15 protein-coding genes are annotated in these 20,263 nt (G+C 65.6%); 11 read left to right on the top strand and 4 right to left on the bottom strand.

Features of this window, described 5'->3' with window-relative positions; genetic code table 11:
• Positions 1 to 61 precede the first annotated feature (61 nt).
• From B4L76_RS15840 to B4L76_RS15790, 11 genes are all read left to right on the top strand, one after another.
• Positions 62 to 799 (top strand): helix-turn-helix domain-containing protein, encoded by a 738-nt coding sequence (locus B4L76_RS15840; RefSeq protein ID WP_296233763.1) that lies wholly within the window; start codon positions 62 to 64, stop codon positions 797 to 799.
• A gap of 183 nt (positions 800 to 982) precedes the next feature.
• A complete protein-coding gene (locus B4L76_RS15835; protein WP_296233762.1) occupies positions 983 to 2,056 on the top strand; it encodes an SDR family oxidoreductase in 1,074 nt (357 codons plus the stop codon).
• 4 nt (positions 2,057 to 2,060) lie between these two features.
• On the top strand, positions 2,061 to 3,317 hold the full coding sequence (locus tag B4L76_RS15830) for an aspartate aminotransferase family protein (RefSeq protein ID WP_296233761.1): 1,257 nt from the start codon (positions 2,061 to 2,063) through the stop codon (positions 3,315 to 3,317).
• A 9-nt stretch (positions 3,318 to 3,326) separates the two neighbouring features.
• The gene (locus tag B4L76_RS15825) at positions 3,327 to 3,770 is read left to right on the top strand and encodes a type II toxin-antitoxin system RatA family toxin (RefSeq protein WP_296233760.1); all 444 of its coding nucleotides are present in this window, start codon (positions 3,327 to 3,329) and stop codon (positions 3,768 to 3,770) included.
• A gap of 4 nt (positions 3,771 to 3,774) precedes the next feature.
• Positions 3,775 to 4,920, top strand: a complete 1,146-nt coding sequence (locus B4L76_RS15820) for an acyl-CoA dehydrogenase family protein (RefSeq protein ID WP_296233758.1) — start codon at positions 3,775 to 3,777, stop codon at positions 4,918 to 4,920.
• On the top strand, positions 4,917 to 5,744 hold the full coding sequence (locus tag B4L76_RS15815; protein WP_296233756.1) for an SDR family NAD(P)-dependent oxidoreductase: 828 nt from the start codon (positions 4,917 to 4,919) through the stop codon (positions 5,742 to 5,744). The genes B4L76_RS15820 and B4L76_RS15815 overlap by 4 nt, the downstream gene beginning before the upstream one ends.
• A 10-nt stretch (positions 5,745 to 5,754) precedes the next feature.
• The gene (locus B4L76_RS15810) at positions 5,755 to 6,726 is read left to right on the top strand and encodes a fatty acid desaturase (protein ID WP_296233755.1); all 972 of its coding nucleotides are present in this window, start codon (positions 5,755 to 5,757) and stop codon (positions 6,724 to 6,726) included.
• Positions 6,727 to 6,764: 38 nt separating this feature from the next.
• The gene (locus B4L76_RS15805) at positions 6,765 to 7,565 is read left to right on the top strand and encodes a DUF3050 domain-containing protein (RefSeq protein WP_296233754.1); all 801 of its coding nucleotides are present in this window, start codon (positions 6,765 to 6,767) and stop codon (positions 7,563 to 7,565) included.
• A 73-nt stretch (positions 7,566 to 7,638) separates the two neighbouring features.
• A complete protein-coding gene (locus tag B4L76_RS15800; protein WP_296233753.1) occupies positions 7,639 to 8,703 on the top strand; it encodes an HlyD family secretion protein in 1,065 nt (354 codons plus the stop codon).
• Positions 8,700 to 10,271: a DHA2 family efflux MFS transporter permease subunit gene (locus tag B4L76_RS15795; protein WP_296233752.1), complete on the top strand. Its 1,572-nt coding sequence runs from the start codon at positions 8,700 to 8,702 to the stop codon at positions 10,269 to 10,271. Before B4L76_RS15800 ends, B4L76_RS15795 begins: the two co-directional genes overlap by 4 nt.
• Positions 10,241 to 11,587, top strand: a complete 1,347-nt coding sequence (locus B4L76_RS15790) for a TolC family outer membrane protein (RefSeq protein WP_296233751.1) — start codon at positions 10,241 to 10,243, stop codon at positions 11,585 to 11,587. Before B4L76_RS15795 ends, B4L76_RS15790 begins: the two co-directional genes overlap by 31 nt.
• Here B4L76_RS15790 and pcaQ read toward each other — a convergent pair.
• The 4 genes from pcaQ to B4L76_RS15770 form a co-directional block, all read right to left on the bottom strand.
• Entirely contained in the window at positions 11,578 to 12,510 is a 933-nt protein-coding gene (gene pcaQ / locus B4L76_RS15785; protein ID WP_296233750.1) for a pca operon transcription factor PcaQ, read from the bottom strand. The genes B4L76_RS15790 and pcaQ overlap by 10 nt on opposite strands.
• A 394-nt stretch (positions 12,511 to 12,904) precedes the next feature.
• Positions 12,905 to 13,267: a nitrite reductase small subunit NirD gene (nirD, locus tag B4L76_RS15780; protein ID WP_296233749.1), complete on the bottom strand. Its 363-nt coding sequence runs from the start codon at positions 13,265 to 13,267 to the stop codon at positions 12,905 to 12,907.
• Positions 13,267 to 15,819, bottom strand: a complete 2,553-nt coding sequence (gene nirB / locus B4L76_RS15775; RefSeq protein WP_296233748.1) for a nitrite reductase large subunit NirB — start codon at positions 15,817 to 15,819, stop codon at positions 13,267 to 13,269. Before nirB ends, nirD begins: the two co-directional genes overlap by 1 nt.
• Positions 15,820 to 16,121: 302 nt before the next feature.
• Positions 16,122 to 20,147 carry a bifunctional nitrate reductase/sulfite reductase flavoprotein subunit alpha gene (locus B4L76_RS15770; protein ID WP_296233747.1) on the bottom strand — a complete coding sequence of 1,342 codons (4,026 nt, stop codon included), beginning with the start codon at positions 20,145 to 20,147 and terminating at the stop codon, positions 16,122 to 16,124.
• Positions 20,148 to 20,263 lie beyond the last annotated feature (116 nt).

The raw sequence follows: 20,263 nt of genomic DNA, 5'->3' as shown, positions 1-20,263 counted from the left end.
GCTTTCGGGATACTGGCCCGGGCGCGGCCAGGCCATCTGGCACAGCCTTCAGGGATGCACGATGAGATGGGATGGAGCCGTAACCTTCGGTGATTACTGGCTGGGCTATATCGGCAAGACCGACCAGACTGCTGCCCATGCCCACGTTGCCATTCAGCTGTGCATCGGCTTGCGCTACGACATCACGGTGGAGTTCGGCAACCACGTCCTCACCGCACCGGGGGTATTGATCGGGCCCTCTGTCGACCATCGCTCGCTGCCCAACCCCGGCCGTGTGGCGTTCCTCTACTTCTACCCCGACGCCCCCCTTGGCCGCGCGTTGAAGGCCCTGCTCGACGACAGCGGCACGGCAGCGATCAGCCAGGATATCGTCGATTGTGTGCGAAACGCGGCCAACTTCAATGACGTGGTCAGTGCCCTGGAACTCAGGCTGGTACCGCTCGACAGCTTCGACCCACGTTTGTCCAACGCCCTGCACCTGCTGCGCCAGGACTGCGCCGGCATCGGTGCGGTATCGCGTGCGGCCAATGCGGTTGGCCTGTCCAGCCCTCGCCTGCGCTTTTTCGCCACGCGGCAGATGGGCGTGCCGCTGTCGCAATGGATCATCTGGCGCAAACTCGAACGGGCCTGCCATGCCCTGGCCAACGGCGCCAGCCTCAGCGATGCCGCGATCGCCGGCGATTTCGCTGACCAAGCCCACCTCACCCGCATGATGCGGCGCATGGTCGGCATGTCGCCGAGCCGCGTTGCCGTGGTGCTGCGCAATACAAGCGATTCGTTCAAGAATCACCAGTTGTAAAACGCCATTATCCCTCCAGCCCGCGCCAACCGGGGTCTCCACCACCAGGCGCAGGGGCGCTTGCCGGCTGTGTGACCACGGTCGGCTTTTTTAATCGTTCCGCTCCTGGCGACCCTAGGCGGCTGCCAGGCGGACGGGTGCCATGCCACTTCATCAACCTTAGCGAGCAAGGAGTGCTAGCCGATGTCAGGACCCTCGCGGCTGACCGTTTTCCTAACCGGCGGAGCCGGTGTACTGGGCGATACCCTGATCGACCAACTGGCCGAGCGCTATCACCTGATCTGCCTGACCCGCCGCAGCAGCATCAACCACCCCGGGGTCGAGACCCTGCGCGGTGACATCTGCCAACCGCGCCTGGGTCTGTCCGCCACGGATTACCTGGCATTGACCAAGCGGGTCGACTGGGTCATCCACTGCGCGGCCATCACCCGCCTGGATGGCCACGCCGAAGCCGTGTTCTCGGTCAACTACCAAGGCACCGAGCAGGTGCTGGACTTCGTTCGCGACGCCGACGTACCGCTGTATCACATCAGCACCGCCTTCACCCACCCATGTGACTACCACCCCGGGGTTATGCCTTCGACCCCGTACGAAGAGGTCAAGCGCCAGGCCGAAACCCTGGTACGTGAGGCCGGCGTACCGGTGTCGATCTTCCGCCCGTCGATCATCATCGGCGACAGCCACAGCGGCCACATGCCCATCCTGCAGGGCTTCCACCTGACCATGGGGCTGATGATGTCGGGCTACCTGCCGATCATCCCTTGCCCGGAAGCCGGGCGGGTCGATGTGATCGCCCGCGATGTGGCAGCGGCCGGCATTGCCAGCGCTCTCGACCAACGCCTGATCGGTGACGACTACTTCCTCAGCAACGGCCCGCAGGCGCTGGATATCCGTACCCTGCTCGACCTGATGTGTGCGGAAATGCAGGATCAGGGCAAGCCCTTCCAGCGCCCGCGCTGCATGAACCCGGACATCTACGAACGGCTGGTGCGCCCGGTATTCCTGCCTGCCCTGGAAGAGAACATCCGCGCCGCCCTCGGGCGCGCCACCCAATTGTGCCGCTACGCCAGCCTGCTGCAGCCGCTGCCCAGCTCGCTGGAGCAACTGTTGCCGGCGCAGCGCCTGGCCCGCCGTTCGCCACGCCAGGAGCTGGCCCTGACCTTGGCACGCCTGTCGCCAAAGCTATCGGCCATGCAGCGCATGTTGAAGATCCCGGCAGCCGGCGAGCGCCGTGGCGAACTGGCCATGGAGGCCTGAGACGATGAACAGCTTCACTCCCTTGCCCGAAGGGCTCGACGCCGAGCGCGTGCGCGCGCAGTACCGTGACCATGTCAATGCCGGCTATGCCCGCCTGGCGTCGATGATGAACCTGCCCATCGAGGTGGCTGGCGAAGGCGTCTACCTGTTCGACATGGACGGCAACCGCTATCTGGATGCCGGTGGCTATGGCGTGTTCCTGCTCGGCCATTCGCACCCGCAGGTGGTCGAACAGGTCAGCCGCCAGTTGCACAGCCACCCGATGGCCAGCAAGCTGCTGCTCAACCCGTTCCAGGCCCAGGCAGCTGCAGCGCTGGCTGCGGTATGCCCCGACCCGCTGCAGTACGTGTATTTCTGCAACTCGGGTACCGAAGCCACCGAGGCCGCACTCAAGCTGGCCTGGCTCAACGGTTGCCAGCAGGTGATCTCGACCCAGGGCGGCTATCACGGCAAGACCCTCGGTTCGCTGGCGGTCACCGGTCGGGAGCTGTACCGCTCACCGTTTGCCGAGCGCCTGGGCGACAGCCACTTCATTCCCTACGGCGATGCCGAAGCGCTGCGCCGACAGTTGCAGGCCCAGCCCGCCCGCGCCTGCGTGATCCTCGAGCCGGTCCAGGCCGAAGCGGGGGTGATCGTGCCCGAGGCCGGCTACCTGCAGCAGGTGCGCCAGCTCTGCGACCAGTACGGCGCGGTACTGATCGCCGACGAGATCCAGTCCGGCATGGGCCGCACCGGGCGCTGGTGGGCCTGCGACCACGAGGGCGTGATCGCGGACATCCTGCTGGTCGGCAAAAGCCTGTCCGGTGGCTGCGTGCCGGTCAGCGCCATGGTCTGCACTGCCGAAATGCAGGCACCGCTCAATCGCAACCCGCTGATGCACACCTCCACCTTCGGCGCCAACCCGCTGGCCATGGCCGCGGTAATGGCGACCCTGGACGTGATGCAGCGCGACCAGCTGGTGAGCCGCGCCGCAGCACTGGGGCAACGCCTGCGCCAAGGCCTGCAGGCGGTGCTGCGCCAGCATCCGCGTGGCGCCCAGGTGCAGCTGCGCAGCACCGGCCTGCTGCTGGGCCTGGAGTTCGCCGACGCCGGGCTGGCGGCCAACATGGTCATGCACCTGATTGACCAACGCATCGTGGTCAACCATTCGCTCAACGATCACCGGGTAATCCGCCTGACACCGCCAGCCTTGTACAGCGACAGCGACGTCGAATGGCTGCTGGGCGGTTTCGCCCGCGCCCTTGCCTGCACTTTCGAATAGGACACCGAAATGAATGAAGTCAGCCTGAACGCCCATGTTCCCAGCCAGAGCGCCCAGCAGGTCTACGCGGCCATCAGCAATTTCAGCGTCTACCCGCAGCTGTGCGAGTCGGTGCGCAACATCGAGATCGAGACCATCGCCGAGCACGAAGTACTGAGCCACTGGGAGGTGAATTTCCATAGCGGCATTCTCAAGTGGCAGGAACGCGATGTCTTCGACCGGGACAACCTGCACATCCACTTCCGCCAGACCGCTGGCGACATCGAGCATTTCTCCGGCTCGTGGCAAGTCAGCGAAACCGACGGAGGCGCCAGCATCGCCTTCCGCTCCTGCTTCGACCTGGGCCTGCCGATGCTGGCCGACATGCTCGACCCGGTGGCCCGGCAGGCGATTCACGACAATATCAGCGCCATCATCCAGGGCCTGTTCCCGAACAGCCGGATCAAGGAGTGATGCCATGCCCTTGTCCCTGCTGAACAACGCCCGGCACACGCTGCAGCGCTTTGCCCCAGGCTTCGCCAACCTGCTGCTGGAACTGCCATTCGAGCAACGCGAGGCCGCCGCCAGCCCGGTGGTGGACTGGTTCAAGCACAGCGGCCCGGTTGCCTTGCTGGTACCCGAGGCCGGCGGCGGCCTGGGCGCCAGCGCAAGCGAAGCGCTGCAGGTGCAGCTCGCCCTAGGGGCGTTGTCGCCCTCGCTGGCGGTGGCCAGCACCATGCATCAGTTTTCCGTGGCCAGCCTGGTCGCGGTTGCCGCCAATGGCGCGGGCGCCGAAGGCCTGCTGCTGTCGGCCATCGCCCAGCAGCGTCTGCTGCTGGCCTCGGGCTTCGCCGAAGGTGTGCCCGGTGGCGGCATCCTCGATGCCGGCATGGAGGCCGTGCAGCTGGCCGATGGCGTGCGTCTGAGCGGCAGCAAGCAACCGTGCAGCCTGAGCACCTCGATGGACCTGCTGACCGCCAGCTTCAGCCGGGCCAGCGAGCACGGCGAGGAACTGATGATTGCGCTCATTCCCGCCAACGCCCCGGGCATCAGCCACCACCCGTTCTGGGGCAACAGTGCCCTGGCGGCGGCGCAAAGCCTGGAACTGCGCCTGGAAGATGTGTACGTCAACGACAAGATGATTTTCTCCGCCGGGCTGAAGTCGCAGCTGGGCGAGGTACAGACCATCGGTTTCATCTGGTTCGAGCTGCTGATCAGCGCCAGTTACCTGGGGGCGTGCATGGGCCTGGTGGAACGGGCTGTTGACGAGCGCCGCTGGAGCGACCAGCAGCGCGTGCAACTGGCCTGCCAGCTGCAACTGTGCCTTAGCGCGCTGCAAGGCCTGGCCCACGAAGTAGAGCAGCTGCAAGGCGACGCCGACGACCTGCTGGCGCGCCTGCTGCTGGTCCGCTACGGCATCGAGCAACAACTGGCCAGCGCCTCCGACCTGGCCCACCAGATGCTCGGTGGCCTGGCCTTCATCCGCTCGAACCAGGGCTGCGACTGGCTGGCCAGCACCCGGGGCCTGCAGTTCCACCCGCCTGGGCGATTCAGCATGACCGCCAACCTCGATCGCTACCTGCAAGGCGCCACCTTCAGCATTGCCAATGGAGTCACCCCGTGAAACTGCTCAACAAGATCGTCGTCATTACCGGCGCGGCACGTGGCCTGGGCCTGGAAACCGCACGCAAACTCAAGCGCCAGGGTGCGACCGTGGTCGGCATCGACCGCCTCGAGCCGCACACGGCATTGAATTTCGATGCCTACTACGTGCTCGACCTGTGCGACCGCGAACGCCTGGATGAAGCCGCCACCTCGATCCTGGAGCGCTTCGGCGACATCGACATCCTGGTCAACAATGCCGGGGTGCTGACCCTCGAGCGCGGCGAGACCGGGGTAACCGAAGACGTGCGTCGCGCGTTGGAAGTCAACCTGCTGGCGCCTTGGCAACTGACCTCGCGGTTCTTGCCGGCGCTGCTGCGCACCCGTGGCAAGGTGGTCAACGTGTCCTCGCTGTTCGCCCTGGTGAACGCGCCTTACGTCGCTGCCTACGCCACCAGCAAGCGCGCCATGAGTGCCTATTCGGATGTGCTGCGCATGCAGTACCCGGGGCAACTGGACGTGGTGACGGTGTTCCCCGGGTTCATCGACACTGCCATTCATGACCCGGCGGAACGGGTCGGCCTGTCGGTCAAGCGCCTGGTCAGTTTCAAGCGCGGCGACCGCGTGCTGCTGTCGCTGGAAGAAAAGCTCGATGACGCCAGCAACGGCCTGGTGCGTGCCTGCACCCAGCGTGGCCTGCGCAATCGCGGCCTGACCTTCCTCGGCAGCGTGGCCATGTATACCGCCCGCTGGTTGCCGAGCCTGGTGGATGCCTTCATCGGCCTGCGCCTGCGCAGCCTGAGCAAGGCCGGGCAGCTGTCGCTCAAGCCAGAACTGATCGACTGAGGCCAGGCCGATGACGCAACTGGCACTGGACAAGCCGTCGCTGCGCCCGGACCGCAGCCTGCTCAAGCCATCGGCACTGGAAACCACCCTGGTGGTCGGTTACGCGCTGCTGCTGTTCGCTGTACCGCTGGCGCTGGTGGTGGCCCTGCTCAGCCAGGCGCCACAGGCATGGCCGTTGGCCCTGCCACTGCTGGTGCTGGCCGGCTACGGCCTGTTCCTGCAGGGCATCCTCGGCCACGAGGGGTTTCACTTCAACCTCAGTGACAACCGCCTGTACAGCTGCCTGCTGGCGGTGCTGCTGAGTTCGATGCTCACCGGCTTCTGCGTCACCGGCTACTTCGTCGACCACTGGCAGCACCATCGCTACAACGGCGGCCCCAAGGACCCCGACTGGCGCCTGCTGCGGCGTTATCGCCTGGCGCTCACCCGGCTGCTGCTGTCGCGCCTGCATGTTACTGCCTGGTACCTGCTGCAAACCGTCCGCCTGGCCCTGCCCGGCGCCAAGGTCAGCGGCACCCTGCCGCTACCGGACCAGCAGATCCGCCTGCTGGCCCGGGTCAACCTGGCCTGCCTGCTGTTGTGGCCGACGCTGTGGCTGGCGCTGGCAACCCGGTGGCCGTTGCTGCTGCCCGCCGTGGCCGGGTGCCTGCTGCTGGCATTGCTGGTTTCGGCCCTCAATGCCTATCAGGAACATGCCTTCGAGGCCAGCGTTGCGCTGCCGGTGGCACGCTCGCGTACGGCCTGCCTGAGCACCCTGCTACACCTGGGCTCCAACTACCACCTGGAGCACCACCTGTACCCGCGGGTGCCGTGCTGGCGGCTGCCACGCCTGCATCGCCAGTTGCTCGCCAGCGGCTGGTACGAAGGCCGTCAGGCGTTGCTCGAACCGCGTTTCTTTGGCGCCTTGCGCTACTGCAAGGCACGTTTCCCCTATGCCGGTGCCTGGCATGCAATGCCACCACCCGGCCGCTCCGGGCAGTGATCCGCCCGCAGCCTCACAACACACTCAAGGAGCCGAGTATGTCTTTTGACGTAGATGAACTGATTGAAAATGAACGCCGCACCCTGCTGGAACACCCGCTGTTCGCCCGCATCAGCACACTGGATGACGTGCGCCTGCTGATGGAAAACCATGTTTTCGCGGTGTGGGACTTCATGACCCTGCTCAAACGCATCCAGCGCGACCTGACCTGCGTCAGCCTGCCCTGGCTGCCACCCCGGCACATCATTGCCGCGCGACTGATCAACGAGATCGTCACCGGCGAGGAAACCGACGAACACCCCGATGGTGGCTTCATCAGCCACCTGGACCTGTACCTCAGCGCGATGGATGAAATTGGTGCCGATACCGGCCCGTTCCGCCAGTTCCAGGCCCTGCTGCAAGCGGGTGTGCCACTGGCCCAGGCGCTGACCAACGTCGACATCCCGTTGCCGGCCAAGGTGTTCGTCAGCAAGACCCTCGACGTTGCCCTGCATGGCTCGACCGAGCAGGTACTGGCGTACTTCTTCTTCGGCCGCGAAGACATCATCCCGGACATGTTCACCGGCCTGCTGCAGCGCTGGGCCATCGATGAAACCAGCGTGCCGATGCTCACCTACTACCTCAAGCGCCACATCGAGATGGACGGCGACGATCACGGCCCGGCAGCCAAACGCATCATCACCGAGATCGTCAGCGAGCCGGCACAGCAGCAGGCCCTGGCCAAAAGCGCCGCCGATGCACTGGTGGCCCGCACGGTACTGTGGGACGGCGTGCTCGAACTGCTGCAACAGCGGGCCAGTGCCAGTGGGCAGGCCGCTTGCACGGCTGCAGCCAGCTGAGTAGCGGCCCCTGCCTGCGCCAGCTGCGGGCAGGGGCACTGGCCCCGTAACCACAAGGACGAGAGCGTGTGACATGGTGAAAGGCAAGTACGCCAAGTTGGCAGTATCGGCGCTGGTCATCACTGGCCTGGCAGTGCTGGGGCTGCAACGCTGGCAATACGCAAGGCAGTACGTCAGCACCGACAACGCCGAAGTGGAAGGCGTGATCATTCCCATCCGGGCCCGCTTGAGTGGCGTGGTGGTGCAGGTACCAGTCCACGAGAACACCCGGGTGAACAAGGGTGACCTGCTGTTCCAGGTGCGCGAGGACGAATACCTGCAGCGGGTCGAGCAAGCCCAGGCCAATTACCTCGGCGCCCTGGTGGCTACCGGCCAGAGCGGCATGCCCGGCCTGATCGACAGCCAGGTGCGCAGCGCCGCAGCACGCAGCCAGGCGGCGCAGGCCACCATCGGTCAGCTGGTGGCCAATGTCGAGCAGGCGCGCAGTGACTACCAGCGCAGCCAACGCCTGGCCGAGCAAGGCGTGGTCAGCACCCAGGACCTGGAAGCTGCACGGGCCCGCTTCAATGCCCTGAACCACCAGTTGCAGGCAGCCCGCGACAACTCCACCGCGGCCCGCGAAGGCGCCTTGGCCAACAAGGCTGCCCTGAAAGTGGAAGAGTACCGGATCAAGGCCGCCGAATCGGCGTTGGCCTTGGCCCGCATCGAACTGCAGGATACCCGCCAGGCTTCACCGCGGGCCGGGGTCATCGTGCACAAGGACGTACAGCCCGGGCAGTTCGTCGTGGCCGGGCAGAAGCTGCTGAGCCTGGTCAGCACCGAGCACATGTGGGTAGTGGCCAACTTCAAGGAAACCCAGATCGCCCGCATCCGAGTGGGCCAACCGGCACGCATCAGCGTCGACGCCTTCCCCGGGCAGCAGTTCGAAGGGGTGGTGCACAGCCTGGTACCGGCCACCGGCGCGCGCTTCTCGCTACTGCCACAGGAAAACGCCACCGGCAACTTCACCAAGGTGGTGCAGCGTATCCAGGCGCGCATCGAGTTCCGCCAGTTGCCCACCGCCATGCAGCAGGCGCTCAGCCAAGGCATGAGCGTGTTCGTCGAGGTCGATACCCGCGATAACGGCCAGACACTATGAAATCGCCCTGGCTGGTGGCCGTGACGGTCACCCTGATCTCGATGATGGAGCTGCTCGACGTGACCATCGTCAACGTCGCCATTCCAAGCCTGATGGGTAGTTTTGGCGCTTCGGTGGACGAAATTTCCTGGGTCTCGACCGGCTACATCGTCGCCAACGTGGTGATACTCCCGGCCAGCGGCTGGCTGTCGGCCTGGTTTGGCCGGCGCCGCTACTATCTGGTGTCATCGGCACTGTTCGTGCTGGCGTCGCTGGGTTGCGCAGTGTCGCAGGAGCTGTGGCAGATGGTGCTGTGGCGCGTGGTGCAGGGCCTGGCCGGCGGCGGCCTGCTGGGCATCTCGCAGGCGATCATCTACGACGTGTTCCCCAAGGAAAAGGTCAGTGCCGGCCTGGCCTTGTACGGCGTCGGGGTGATGATGGGGCCGACCCTCGGCCCGTCAGTGGGCGGCTACCTGATTGACGAGTTCTCCTGGCACTGGATCTTTCTGATCAACCTGCCGATCGGTGCGCTGGCGCTGCTGCTGGCCTGGCTGTGCGTGGGCGACTCGCCCAACGAACGGCGCCCACAAAGCATCGACTACCTGGGCTTTGTCCTGCTTGCCGTCGGTGTCGGCAGCCTGCAGATCCTGCTGGAGCGTGGCGAGCACTGGGACTGGCTGGAGTCCAACCTGAGCCTGCTGTGCCTGGCCCTGGCGCTGCTCGGCCTGCTGGGGTTCTGCTACTGGGAGCGGCGGGTAGCCAACCCGATCGTCAACCTGGCGTTGTTCAACAACCGCGAGTTCCTGCTGGGTTCGGTCTGCGCCTTCTGCGTCGGCTTCGGCCTGTACAGCACGCTGTTCATGGTGCCCTTGCTACTGCAGACGCTGCTGGAACAAAGCGCCTACCAAAGTGGCCTGGTGATCTTCCCCGGGGCGCTGGCCAGCGCGGTCAGCACCCTGGTGATCGGCAAGCTGTCGCAAGAGAACCGCATCGATGAGCGCTACTTCATTTGCGTGGGCATCCTGGTCTACGGCTACGCCATGTACCTGCACACTCAGTTCACCCTGCAAAGCAACCCCGACACCTTGTACTGGCCGCTGATCATCCGTGGTTTTGGCCTGGGCATGATCTTCGTGCCGCTGACCAACCTGGCCATGCGCCAACTGCCGGCGCAGCTGATTTCGGTGGGCTCCGGCGTGCTCAACCTGATGCGCCAGCTAGGCGGCAGTGTCGGCATCGCCATCGCCGCCACGCTGTTGACCCGGTTTTCCTGGGCACGCTACCGGCAGCTTTCCGAGCACGTCGACGAAAACACTCTGCTCGCCAGCGGCTGGGACCTGGCCAACCTCGACCCGCGGCGGCTTTCCACCGACTTGCTGGGTGCCGACCAGGCCAATGCCGTGCTGGCTTTTCTCCAGGCCCGGGAGCAGGCGCAGATGCTCGGCTTCAGCATGCTCTTCGGTCTGCTCGGCGCCGTGATGCTGATCGGCGTGCCAATGGTGCTGCTGATGCGCAACCCCCGCCAACCCAAGCCCTCACCTGCAAAGGAGTCCGTGACGTGTTCGGACAAAGCACACGAACCTGCCTAGTCGTGCTGGCCTTCTCCCTGGTCGGCGCCAGCCCCGTCCACGCCCGCGACCTGTACCAGAGCTACCAGCAGGCCCTGGGGCACGACATGGCCTATGCCGCAGCCCAGCAACGCCAGCTGGCGGCTGCACAGAAGGCTCCGCAAGGGCTGGCCAGACTGTTGCCGCAGCTGTCCCTGGAAAGCGGCGCAGCCTGGGTCGACCGCGAACACAGCGGGGCGGCCAGTCGCGACCGCGACAATTCCAATGCCTACGCGCTGGTACTGGTCCAGCCGCTGCTGCGCTGGCAGAACGTGATCGGCCATGAACAGGGCAAGGCCCTGGCAACGGCGGGCGAAATAGAGTTGCTCGCTGCACGCCAGGACCTGATGCTGCGCGTGGCCGACGCCTACTTCGAGCTGCTGCTGGCCGAGGACCAGTTGGCCACCAGCCGCCAGCAGGTGCGAACCCTGGCCCAGCAACTGGACAAGGCGCAGCGCTTCCGGCGCGAGGGCTCCGGTACCGATAACGAGGTGCAGCGCATCCAGGCGCGATACGACCTGGCGCAGGCCGAGCAGATCGCCGCCGGCAATGCCTTGCGCCTGAACCAGCAGGCGTTGGCCCGACTGACCGGCAGCACGCCGGGCGAACTGGCCAGGCTTGACGACCACGTGGCGTTCAGCGGCCCGCAGCCGGCCCGCCTGGATGCCTGGACCGAACAGGCACGCCAGCACAACCTGAAGGTGCAGGCCGCCGAAGTGCGCCAGCTGATCGCCGAGCAGGAAGTGGACAAGCAACAGGCCGGGCACCTGCCAACCCTCGACCTGGTGGCCGCGCATGGCCGTTTTGCCTCGGTCGGTGGCAGCCTGTACGACGTTACCGTGCCGGAAGAGAAGTACACCCAGACGGTGGTTGGCGTGCAACTCAGCGTGCCGCTGTATGCCGGTGGCGGTACCCAGGCCCTTGCCCGCGAAGCCCGCGCGCTGCAGGGCGCCGCCGAGAATGAACTGGAAGATGCCCGGCGCGAGGCGGATTTCATGGCCCGCCAGGCCTACCTCAACCTGACGGGCGGGATCAGCCAGTACCAGGCCCTGCAGCAGGCCTTGCGCTCCAGCCAGAGTGACCTGAAGATCACCACGCATGCCTTCGAGGCCGGTGCGCGGATCAGCAACGATGTGCTGGATGCCGAGCAGCAGCTGACCCGCACCCGCCTGCAACTGGCCCGTCAGCGCTACGCCATCGTGCAGGCGCAGTTACGCCTGATGGCAGCCAGCGGCAGCCTCAGCGATGACAGCCTCAAGGCCATCAACGTCCTGCTGACCGCACCGTTTCAGGGGTAGGCGCCGTCGCGGTACTGCCCAGCCACTTCGCGCAGCACCTCGCACACCCACTGCCCGGCAAGGCTCTGTGGCAAGGCAGCGTTGCGGCAGATGCCTACCGAGCCGCCCCGCTCGCACACGCCCAGGTCCAGTTCGGCCAGCTCGCCACGCCGCAGGTCGAGCAGCACCGCATCGCGCGGCGCCACCCACAGCGCATCGCTGCCCAGCAGGTAGCGCCGACTCAAGGCCAGGGACAGAGTTTCCAGGCGCTGTGCCGGCAGCTGGATGCCGCATTGCACGAACAGGCTGTCGGCATGCTGGCGAATGGTGGTACCGGCCGGCGGCAACACCAGCGGGTAACGCCCGACCTGGGTCCGTTCAACCGGCGCGCTGGCCAGCAGCGGGTGGCCCGGGCGTACCACCAGGCTCATCGACTCGCTGTACAAGTGTTCGAACGACAGCCCCTGGATCTGTGGGCTGTCGGTCATGCGCCCGACCACCAGCTCCAGCTCGCCCAGGCGCAGTTGGCCGAGCAATTGCGCACTGACCCCGGTAACCACATTGATTACCAGCGCGTCGTGGCGCTGGTGCAGGCGACACAACACCTCGGGCATGAGCAGGCCTTCGACCGTGGACAACACGCCAATGCTTACCTGCGCAGCAGCCCGTGCTTCGCCACGCAGGCTGCTGACGCCATCGCGCAGGGCTTGCACACTGGGCCCGGCATAACGCATGAAGCGCGTGCCGTCCGCGGTCAGTTCGACGCCCTGGCGGCTGCGTGCGAACAGCCGCGTTTGCAGCAGGTTTTCGAGTTCCTTGAGGGTCTTGGAGATGGCCGGCTGGCTGATCGCGAGCACGTCGGCAGCCCTGGCCAGGCTGCCCTGTCGGGCAATTTCCAGGAAGCACAGGAGGTGGCGGTACTTGATGCGGGTGTCGAGGTTCATGAGCTGAAGCTTACCCCAACGCAACTGGCATTTCTGCCAGTTGCTGAGGCCAGCAGCACGCCGCTCAATGGCTTTGCTGCGGTTCGGATATAACTCAAGGCACCATACCCTGATGAACATCATTCGCAAGCAAGCCCGCCCCCATCGTCTGCCTCGCGGGAACTGCAGGCGCCCGGCCAACTGCCCACCGACACGGGCAGCTTGGCGATCGACCCCGGGAAACTGCGCATGCTGGTAAGCGGACGCAACGAACAGCGCCAGGCCGGCTATGCAGCCCCGTGCCTGATCGCCGTATCCCCGAAGCCTCAATAGCCCAACTGGGATGTTCGGGCTGTTCCGGCCCTTTCGCGGACATGCTGGCCGCGAAGAAGCCGATGTTGCGTGCAATCGACGATCAGGCCAGCGCCAGTTCCACCGCCTCGCCATTCATGCGTACCGGCCACACCCGCAAGCGCTGCCCGGCGTCTTCCAGGCACTCACCACTGTGCAGGCTGAAGTGCTGCTTGTACAACGGCGCCGCCACCACCAGCTCGCCCTTCACCGTGCCCACCAGCCCCCGACCAATGACATTGGCCCCGGAACGCGGGTCGCGGTTGTCCACCGCGTACAGCGGTTGTGCCTGCGCCGGCAGGTAGAATAAAGCCACCTGGGCGCCATCGAGCCATACCACCACCCCGGAATCGGCTACCAGGTCGTCGGCCTGGCACACCGTTTGCCAGTTCACTTGGGCTTTCACAGCAGCATTGGACGTATTCATCACACAGCCTCCTCGACGGTTGGAATCAGGTGCAGCGCCGCCGCAGGCCGACGTTGTTCGCGTTCGCGCACGAAGTGTACGTCCGGGTCAGCGCGGCGGTCGTTGACGAAGGTACGGAAGCGCTTGAGTTTTTCGGGGTCGTTCAGGGCGTTGGCCCACTCGCATTCATACTGGTCGACCACATGCTGCATCTGCGCTTCCAGTTCGCCGGCCAGGCCCAGGCTGTCGTCGATGACCACCTGCTTCAGGTAGTCCAACCCGCCCTCCAGGTTCTCGCGCCACACCGAGGTGCGCTGCAGCTTGTCGGCGGTGCGGATGTAGAACATCAGCACCCGGTCGATCAGCCGCACCAGGGTCTGGTCGTCGAGGTCGGTGGCGAACAGTTCGGCGTGCCGCGGGCGCATGCCGCCGTTGCCGCACACGTAAAGGTTCCAGCCCTTGTCGGTGGCGATCACGCCGATGTCCTTGCTTTGCGCCTCGGCGCATTCACGGGTGCAGCCGGACACTGCGAACTTGAGCTTGTGCGGGCTGCGCAGGCCCTTGTAGCGGTCTTCCAGGCGCAGGGCCATGCCGACGCTGTCCTGCACCCCGTAGCGGCACCAGGTGCTGCCCACGCAAGACTTCACCGTGCGGGTCGACTTGCCATAGGCGTGGCCGGTCTCGAACCCGGCCTCGATCAGCTCGCCCCAGATCAACGGCAGTTCGTGCAATTGGGCGCCAAACAGGTCGATACGCTGGCCACCGGTGATCTTGGTGTACAAGTCGTACTTCTTCGCCACCTGGCCGATCACGATGAGCTTGTCGGGGGTGATTTCACCGCCGGGGATGCGTGGCACCACCGAGTAGGTGCCGTTCTTCTGCATGTTGGCCATGAAGGTGTCGTTGGTGTCCTGCAGCGGCACCAACGCCGGGTCCATGATCGGCTGGTTCCAGCACGAGGCGAGGATGTTGCCCACTGCGGGCTTGCAGATGTCGCAGCCAAGCTGCCCTTGGCCATGGCGCTCGAGGAGCTCGCTGAACGTGCGGATCCCCTCCACCCGCACCAGCCCGTACAGCTCCTGGCGGGTGTAGGCAAAGTGCTCGCACAGGCTTTTGTCCACGGCCACGCCACGGGCGCCCAGCTCATGCTCGACTACCTGCTTGAGCAGGGCCGCACAACCACCACAGCCAGTCGCGGCCTTGGTGCAGCCCTTGACCGCGGCAAGGTCGCCACAGCCGCTGTCGATGGCAGCACAGACCGCGCCCTTGCTGACGTTGTGGCAGGAGCAGAGGGTGGCGCTATCGGGTAGCGCATCGGCGCCCAGGGCTGGTGCTGCGCCACCTTGCGGCAGGATCAGCGTCGCCGGGTCGGCCGGCAGGGCGATGCCGTTCTGGGCGTATTGCAACAGCGTATCGTAATAGCTGTTGTCGCCAACCAGCACCGCGCCGAGCACGCGCTTGCCGCTGGCGTCCACAACCAGCCGGCGGTAGGCGCTGTTGGCTTCATCGATGAAGCGGTAGCTGCGCGAGCCTGGCGTGGCGCCGTGGGCATCGCCGATCGAGCCGACATCCACGCCCAGCAGCTTGAGCTTGGTCGACATGTCGGCACCAGTGAATTCGCCAGCGGCGTCCCCCACCAGCAACGCGGCCAGGTTGCGTGCCATGCTGTAGCCCGGGGCGACCAGGCCAAAGACGCTGCCATTCCACGAGGCGCACTCACCGATGGCAAAGATGCGTGGGTCGCTGCTGCGGCAGTGGTTATCGATCGCCACCCCGCCACGCACCGCGATTTCCAGGCCGCAGGCTCGGCCCAGGGCATCCTGCGGGCGGATACCGGCAGAAAACACGATCAGGTCGGTTTCCAGGTGCTCGCCGCCCTCGAAGTTCATGCGGTAGCGGTAATCTTCACCGGCGCTGATCGACTGGGTGGCGCGCGACAGGTGCACGCCCACCCCGAGGGCTTCGATCTGGGCCTTGAGCGCGGCACCGCCCTCGCCGTCCAGTTGCACCGGCATCAACCGTGGGGCGAACTCCACCACGTGGGCTTCCAGGCCCAGCGACTTGAGGGCGTTGGCCGCTTCCAGGCCGAGCAGGCCACCGCCCACCACCACGCCACGGCGGGCACTGGCGGCGGCAGCGCGAATGGCGTCGAGGTCATCGAGGGTGCGGTAGACCAAACGGGCATTACCGCTGGAGCCTTCGATCGGCGGTACGAAGGGGTACGAGCCGGTGGCCAGCACCAACTGGTCATAGCCGTAGCGGCCCTCGGCAGTGACCACTTCGCCGCGCTCCCGGTCGATCTCCAGCACCGCCTCACCGAGGTGCAGGTGTACCCCGCTGGCGCTGTAGAAGTCCTGCCCGCACAGGGCCAGGGTTTCGGCGCAGCTGCCGCCGAAGTACTCGGACAGGTGCACACGGTCGTAGGCGCGTTGCCGCTCTTCGCCGAACACGTGCAGCTCGAAGCGCTGCAGGGCGCCGCGGCTGACCAGTTGTTCGACACAGTGATGGCCGACCATGCCGTTGCCGACGATGATCAGTCGCTCTCGTTGCCCGCTGCTCGCTGTTGCCTTCATAAGCCGATCCTCGATCAAAAAAAAGGCGCCTGGAGCCGAAGCTCCAGGCGCCTTTGCCTGTATTCATCACGGTAGGGGCCCGGTTGATCGCCGTTGATCGGTGGGCATTGTTGTAACCAGGTTAAAGCAGGGACTGTGCCAAAGCTGTTTCCAGAACTGGCCCTATCGCCAGAAAGCCAGCACCCACAAGGGCCATCACAGATCCACAAGCTGGCGAACTAGTTGTGGGAGCTGGCTTGCCAGCGATGGGGCCAGCGTAGTAAATGCACACTCCAAGTGCATCACTCCCCATCTTGGCGCATTCAATACACATCCCGCCGATACCGCTTGGCCTTGCCCAGCGCCTCGACATAAGCCGCAGCTGCCGCCGCATCCATGCCCCCATGCTCGGCCACGATCACCCGCAACGCCGCCTCCACATCCCTGGCCATGCGCTGCGCATCACCACACACATAGAAGTAAGCCCCCGCCTGCAGCCACTGCCAGAGCTCCGCGCCGCGCTCCAGCATGCGCTGCTGCACATAGATTTTCTGCGCCTGGTCCCGCGAGAAGGCCGTGTCCAGGCGCAAGTGCCCTGTGGCTTGCCAGGCCAGCAATTGCTCCCGGTAATAGAAATCGGTTGCCGCGTACTGTTCACCGAAGAACAGCCAGTTGGCGCCTTTGGCTCCACGCACCTCTCGTTCCTCGAGGAAGGCCCGGAACGGCGCAATGCCGGTGCCGGGGCCGACCATGATCAGCGGCACACTGTCGTCCTCGGGCAGCCGGAAGTGCTGCGACACCTGCGGGAAGATCGCCACCTTCAGTGACTGCGCGCGGTCGGCAAGGAAGCTTGAGCACACACCTTTGCGTGAGCCATAGCGCACCGTGGAAACGGTCAGGTGCACTTGTCCAGGGTGCGCCAGGGGGCTGGAACTGATCGAGTACAACCGCGGCTGCAGCGGTTTGAGCAGTTCGAGCCAGCTGGCCAGCGGCAGTTGCTGCGGGAAGGCGTGCAACACATCGACCAGTTGCCGGCCCCACAGCCAGTCCTGCAGCTCGGCCTTGCACTCCGGCTGCAGCAGCCGCTGCAGGTCCGGGGCATTGCCGGCAAAAGCCTGCAACTGTTGCGGGGTGACCTTGGCAATCTCCAGGTGCGCTTGCAAGGCTTCTACCAACGGCATGGGAGGCTGGTTTTTCAGCTCGATGATGGTCTGGCCATCGAGCTGCATCAGCGCCAGCAGTTCATCGACCAGCGCCGGGCAGTTGCGCGGCCATACCCCCAATGCATCACCTGGGGCATAGCTCAAGCCGCTACCGCTCAGGTCGAAGACCAGCTGACGGGTTTCCTTGGCGGCGCCTGCGCCGTTGAGCAGGCGGTTCTCCAGGACGGTGGCGGCCCAGGGTTGCTGCTTGCTGCAGGCCGCCGCCGGTGCGGTTGCGCTGCGCGGCTGCGGTGCAGCCACACTGCCCAGGGTTGGCAGCAGCGCATCGAGCCAGGCAGCGAAGGCATCGTCGAAATCCGGCTCGCAATCGACCCGTTGCAGCAGGCGTCGCCAACCCAGCTCGGCCAGGCGCTGGTCGAGCTTGCGACCGAAACCGCAGAATTGCTGGTAACTGGAATCGCCCAGGGCCAGCACGGCGTAGGGCAGCTCGGCACAACGGGCGCCCTCCTCGCCTCGCAAGGCACGCCAGAACGCCGTTGCGCTATCCGGCGCATCGCCATCACCGAACGTACTGGCAATCAGCACGACGCTGGCCGCGCCCTGCAGCTGATGCGGGCTGACCGCATCCATGCAGTTGAGCTGCACAACGAGACCGGCACTGCGCAAATATGCGGCACAGCGCTCGGCCAGCCGCTCGCCGTTGCCGGTCTGCGAGGCCCAGAGTACCTGGTGACGTGGGGCTGCCGGCGCGGCTTGCTGCACTGGCGCAGGCTGGGCGAACAGCCCGGCCAGCAAGCCATCGACGAACAGCCGACTATTGCTGGCCAGCGGTGCATTGGCCGGCAGGCAGCGCACGCCTTCGGCGTGGACCTGGTCCAGGCCCAGCAGGAACCCTTGCAAGTAGTGGCGCTCTTGCTCGGCCAGCGCCGGAACTGGCAGCGCGTCCAGACCAAGCACCTGTGATAGCACAGCGGTTGGCCTGCGCGCTGGCTGCGCAACGGCAGCGCTCAGTTCTGAGGCTTCGATGCGTTCACCGGCAACCCGCTCAAGGGCCACGGCGCAGTGCTTGAACGCTGGCTGCAACGACAGTGGATCGACCGCATCGCAGGTGACCGCATTGATCGCCAGCTGATCGCCAACCAGGTCGTTCCAGTGGAACGGGGCAAAGCAGTTGCCCGGCATCACCCGGTCGCTGATACGCGCGGGCAACACGGCTTGCCCCCGGCGCGAGCGGATGGCCACCTGGTCCTTTTCCGCGATACCCAGCCGTGCGGCATCTTCGCGGTGGAGCTCGACAAAAGGGCCAGGCTCCAGCTTGTTCAGCGCCGGCACCTTGCCGGTTTTGGTCAGGGTGTGCCACTGATGTTGCACACGGCCGGTATTCAGCACCATGGGGTAATCAGCATCTGGCAACTCCGCCGCCGGCAGCCAGGGGCGGGCGAAGAAGCGCGCCTTGCCGTTGCTGGTGGCAAAGGCCAGTGCCGGGCGTTCACCGCAGGCATCGTGCAGCAGCGCCTGGCTGCTGCCATCGTTGCGGTAGCGTAACGGGCTGCGCGGGTCGTCGCGACCGGGCGCGCAGGGCCACTGGCGCGGTTGCTCGCGCAGCTCGGCATAACCGATGCCACGCAGGTCGTAGCCGGTTGCGGGGTTGTGAAAGCGGCGGATCTCTTCGTATACCGCTTCGGCATCAGGGTAGTCGAAGGCATCGGCGTAGCCCATCGCGCAGGCAACCCGGGCAATGATCTGCCAATCCGGCAGGCTCTGCCCGGGCGGCGCCACAGCGCGCGGCATCAGGGTCAGGTTGCGCTCGCTGTTGATCATCACGCCCTCGCCTTCGGCCCACAGCGCGGCAGGCAGAAGAATGTCGGCGTAGCGGTTGGTTTCAGTGTCGAGGAAGGCATCCTGAGCAATCACCAGCTCGGCCTGACGCAAGCCATCAATCACTTGCTGGCGATTGGCAACGCTGGCCACCGGGTTGCTGCAGATGATCCAGCAGGCTTTGACTTCACCCGCTTTCATCTGCTGGTACAAGGCGATGGTGCCCTCGCCTTCTTCTGCCCGCAGGCTGTCAGGCGGCAAACTCCATTGCCGCTCGACGAAGGCGCGGTCCGCCGCCACCAGCGCCGAGCGCTGGCCCGGCAGACCGGCCCCCATGTAGCCCATCTCGCGGCCGCCCATGGCATTGGGCTGGCCGGTCAGCGAAAACGGCCCGCTACCGGGGCGGCAAATGGCACCGGTGGCCAGGTGCAGGTTGCAGAGGGCATTGCTGTGCCAGGTGCCGTGAATGCTCTGGTTCAGGCCCATGGTCCAGCAACTCATCCAGTTGCTGGCGGTGCCGATCCATTCGGCGGCCTTGATGAGGTCGGCCTCAGCCAGGCCGGTGATCGCGGCCACGCGTTGCGGGGGGTAGTCGTCGAGAAAGCCGGCCAGTTCATCCCAGCCTTCGGTATGGCGGGCGATGAAATCGGGGTCGGTATGGCCGTTGCGCTGCAGCAGGTGCAGCAGCCCGTTGAGCAAGGCCATGTCAGTGCCAGGACGTACCTGCAGGAACAGGTCGGCCTTGTCGGCGGTGGCACTGCGCCGCGGGTCGACGACGATAAGCTTGGCGCCGGCCTTGACCCGGTCGAGCAGGCGCAGGAACAGGATAGGGTGGCAATCAGCCATGTTCGCCCCGATCACCAGGAACACATCAGCGTGGTCAAAGTCCTGGTAGCTGCCGGGCGGGCCATCGGCGCCGAGCGACAGCTTGTAGCCGCTGCCAGCACTGGCCATGCACAGACGCGAGTTGGACTCAATGTGACGGGTGCGAATGAAACCTTTGGCCAACTTGTTGGCCAGGTACTGGGCTTCCAGCGACATCTGCCCGGACACGTACAGTGCCACGGCGTCAGGGCCGTGCTGGTCGATGATGCCGCGCAGGCGTGCGGCAGCCTCGGCAATGGCCTGGTCGATACTGGTGCGCGCCGGCTGCTGGTTGCGCTGCTGGCGGACATAGGCGTCTGCCATGCGCCCGGCGGCGCCCAGCGGCAGGTGTGCGGTAAGGCCTTTGGTGCACAGGCGACCGAAGTTGCTAGGGTGCTGCTTGTCGCCACTGATCTTGCCGACCTTGCCATCGACAACGCTCATGACGATGCCGCACCCAACGCCGCAATAGGGGCAGACGCTGCGTACTTCGCTGTTGGCCATGGGGCGGGCTCCTGTGAAAACGCAAAAAGGCGCCGGCTGCCCGGCTTGCTTGGCAAGCGGGGCAACACGGCGCCTTTGTCGTGAAGGTTTGCGGGCGGTCGACGTTGACAGCCCTG

This window comes from Pseudomonas sp. UBA4617 (assembly GCF_002386445.1).
Lineage (GTDB): Bacteria > Pseudomonadota > Gammaproteobacteria > Pseudomonadales > Pseudomonadaceae > Aquipseudomonas.
This window is presented reverse-complemented; position numbering and strand designations above follow the sequence as displayed.